This window comes from Nostoc sp. CHAB 5715 (genome assembly GCF_020829685.1).
In the GTDB taxonomy this organism is placed as follows: Bacteria; Cyanobacteriota; Cyanobacteriia; order Cyanobacteriales; family Nostocaceae; genus Nostoc.
In genome coordinates this window covers 1-3,512 of the sequence record NZ_JAIVFR010000812.1, presented here as the reverse complement: position 1 = coordinate 3,512, position 3,512 = coordinate 1, and the positions used below count along the sequence as shown (strand labels likewise).

The following is a 3,512-nucleotide window of genomic DNA, read 5'->3' as shown; positions in this document are numbered from 1 at the left end:
GTGATATCAAGCTTTTCAAAACTGAACATAACGGCACTACAAGAGTTGCTGTACACTTAGAAGTGAGCCGAACTGATGAAAAAATGAATCATCAAGTTCATTCTATGCGCTAATTCCCACGGTTTTATTTCTGTTGTTGCCAGTGCTAGTAACCGACGTACAAATACTTGAGTCGTATCTAGCACTGGCAACAACAGAAATAAAACCGTGGGAATTAGCGCATAAACTGTGTTTTGTTGCAGTCTACCTAAAATACTAGTTGCCGCTAATACATAGCCAAAAAAATATGCTCCGGCATCACCCATAATGATCCGCGAGGGGTGAAAGTTGTGACGTAAAAAGCCCAGTGCAGCACCTGCCAAGGCTGCTAATACTAAGATTGCTGCTGCACGATTGTTAAACTGGGCTGCAACGCCCAACAAACTCATGGCGGTAATAAAGCTGATTCCTCCCGCTAAACCATCCATACCATCCATCAAGTTGATGGCGTTGGTAATTCCTACTACCCATAGTACTGTTAGCAACATGGACAGGAGCGAGTCGATGGGAGTGCCAAACAGGACTTTGACGCTGATGCCATTGGCTACCAGCAAAAGTGCCGTGAGAATTTGCGCCCACAAACGAACAGAGGGCGGTAAGCCGAACTGATCGTCGATAAAACCCACAAGGACTAAAATCGAACCCCCCAAGAGGATAGTGAGCACCTGAGCCAATACGTTTTGGAGTTCGATAGGTCGTAAAAGGCTAGCTAATACCAGTGCAGCAATCACACCCGCGTAGATAGCCAGCCCCCCTGCATTGGGTAAAGGTTCTCGGTTGAGCCGCCGTGCGTTGGGTTGGTCAGCCCAACCTACCCGCAAGGCGAATTTGCGTACTGTCGGAATTAAACGCCACGTTACAAGCCAAGCCAAGAGAAACGTAAATACTACCGCCAACCAGCCGGTGCCGCTAGGGTCGGCAATACCGAGGGACTTAAGGGAGTTGTCTAGATTCATCTCCCAATTCAAGCATTACTGCCTGTATGTAATATGAGCATCACCTGTATATTAATCAATTTTTTTTATTTCCATTTGTAACTTGAGCCGCTTGAGAGATTAGCACTCTGGCGCTGTGAGTGCTAAATTGTCTAATGGAAGCGCTGGAAAAATAAAACATGGCGAAAATTATTGCATTTGACGAGGAATCGCGGCGATCTCTAGAAAGGGGTGTTAACGCCCTTGCCGATGCCGTAAAAATCACCTTGGGGCCCAAAGGTCGCAATGTCCTTTTAGAGAAAAAATTTGGCGCACCTCAAATTGTCAACGATGGTATCACTGTTGCCAAGGAAATTGAATTAGAAGATCCTTTGGAAAATACAGGTGCAAGACTCATCCAGGAAGTAGCCTCAAAAACTAAAGATGTCGCTGGGGATGGTACAACCACTGCCACAGTTTTGGCACAAGCCTTGATTCGGGAAGGTTTGAAGAACGTCGCGGCGGGTAGTAACCCAGTTAGCTTGAAGCGCGGGATCGACAAAACTGTTGAGGCACTGGTACAAGAAATTGCCAGGATAGCCAAGCCAGTAGAAGGAAGTGCGTTGGCATCGCCCGCCGCAGGCATCGCTCAAGTTGCTACTGTCTCTGCTGGGAACGATGAAGAAGTTGGCGATATGCTAGCCCAAGCAATGGAAAAAGTCACCAAAGATGGTGTAATTACCGTTGAAGAATCCAAATCCCTAACCACCGAACTAGAAGTAGTTGAGGGGATGCAGATTGATAGGGGTTATATTTCTCCCTACTTCGTCACCAACAACGAACGGCAAATCGTGGAATTTGAAAACGCCCGGATCTTGGTTACTGACAAAAAAATCAGCAGCATCCAGGATTTAGTGTCGGTGTTGGAAAAAGTCGCCCGTTCCGGTCAGCCCTTGCTGATCATTGCTGAAGATGTCGAAGGTGATGCTTTGGCAACTTTGGTAGTGAACAAAGCGCGGGGTGTACTTGCTGTAGCTGCAATTAAAGCACCTGGGTTTGGCGATCGCCGCAAAGCTTTGTTAGAAGATATTGCTATTCTCACCGATGGACAGTTGATTTCTGAAGAAATCGGCTTAAGTCTAGATACCGCTTCTCTAGAAGCACTGGGAACTGCCCGCAAAATCACCATTGACAAAGAAAGCACCACAATTGTAGCTGGCAGTGTCACCAAGCCAGAAGTACAAAAGCGGATTGGTCAAATTCGCAGACAGTTGGAAGAAACCGATTCTGACTACGATAAAGAAAAACTGCAAGAACGCATCGCCAAGCTTGCTGGCGGTGTGGCAGTGATTAAAGTGGGTGCGGCAACCGAAACCGAACTCAAAGACCGCAAACTGCGGATTGAAGACGCGCTGAACGCTACTAAAGCGGCTGTGGAAGAAGGTATTGTTCCTGGTGGTGGGACAACCTTAATTCACTTAGCTAAGACGGTAGAGGCGATTATAAACACCTTAGAGGATGAGGAAGAAAAAATTGGGGCTGATATTGTTAGACGAGCGCTAGAAGCTCCCTTGCGCCAAATAGCAGAGAACGCTGGTGCTGAAGGTTCTGTGATCGTCTCTAGAGTCCGGGATACCGACTTCAACATTGGCTACAACGCCGCTACTGGCGAATTTGAAGACTTGATCGCTGCTGGTATTATCGACCCTGCCAAAGTCGTGCGTTCAGCTTTGCAAAACGCTGGTTCCATTGCTGGTTTGGTCTTAACTACCGAAGCGATCGTTGTTGAAAAGCCGGAGAAGAAATCCGCAGCAGCTGCCCCTGATATGGGCGGTATGGGCGGCATGGGTGGCATGGGTGGCATGGGCGGCATGGGCGGCATGGGCATGTTCTAACTTCTACTCACCCAGATAAATATTTTTTAAGCAGTTTGTCTTGCCAAGGCAAACTGTTTTTTTGTAGCATTGCTGATTCAGAGGCAATATGAAGTGTATCGCGCAGTCCGTAGCAGCTTCTGCTTTCCCTGTAAGAGCTTCCGCTTTAACATTTCCGTGTATCGCGCAGTCTGTAGCAGCTTCCACTTTTCCTGTAAGAACTTCTGCTTGCCCTGTAGCAATTTTTGCCTTAACCTTACTAAGTCCTGAGTGAAAAAAAAGTAGGAGCGGGTTCACTCTACAGATTTCTAACGCATCCAAGGTTTTTACAGTGAGCAAGTAAGTTTGATATTGGGGAAAAATTATTTGCTTACAGTACAGGAAGAACCAGAACATGATTGTTTTGAAGGAGTGCGATCGCGGATTGAAAAAAGCAAAGGTATCATCCGCAAACAGAAAGCCGATTATTTAGCTTACGCTCTGTTAGATGCGATTATTGATGGCTTTTTTCCCGTGCTGGAGATTTATGGGGATCGAATCGAAGAATTAGAAGAGGAAGTATTAGTCAGACCTACGCCGCAAACACTACAAAATATTTATCAAATTAGGCGAGAATTACTGCAACTGCGTCGTGCTATTTGGCCCCAACGAGATGCAATTAATTCTTTGATTCGAGATGGTAGTA

3 protein-coding genes and 1 pseudogene are annotated in these 3,512 nt (G+C 46.5%); 2 read left to right on the top strand and 2 right to left on the bottom strand.

The features are described 5' to 3' along the window. Positions 1-56 precede the first annotated feature (56 nt). Positions 57-995: an MraY family glycosyltransferase gene (locus tag LC574_RS31730; RefSeq protein WP_229457539.1), complete on the bottom strand. Its 939-nt coding sequence runs from the start codon at positions 993-995 to the stop codon at positions 57-59. Between the two features lie 158 nt (positions 996-1,153). Here LC574_RS31730 and groL point away from each other — a divergent pair, with 158 nt between their 5' ends. After that, on the top strand, positions 1,154-2,848 hold the full coding sequence (gene groL / locus LC574_RS31725) for a chaperonin GroEL (RefSeq protein ID WP_229457538.1): 1,695 nt from the start codon (positions 1,154-1,156) through the stop codon (positions 2,846-2,848). Positions 2,849-2,851: 3 nt separating this feature from the next. On the opposite strand, the gene LC574_RS31720 is transcribed toward groL, so the two are convergent. Beyond that, positions 2,852-3,148 carry a hypothetical protein gene (locus LC574_RS31720; protein ID WP_229457537.1) on the bottom strand — a complete coding sequence of 99 codons (297 nt, stop codon included), beginning with the start codon at positions 3,146-3,148 and terminating at the stop codon, positions 2,852-2,854. Between LC574_RS31720 and LC574_RS31715 the strand changes: the two are divergent. After that, a pseudogene (locus tag LC574_RS31715) lies at positions 3,149-3,512 on the top strand (CorA family divalent cation transporter); the annotation flags it as partial.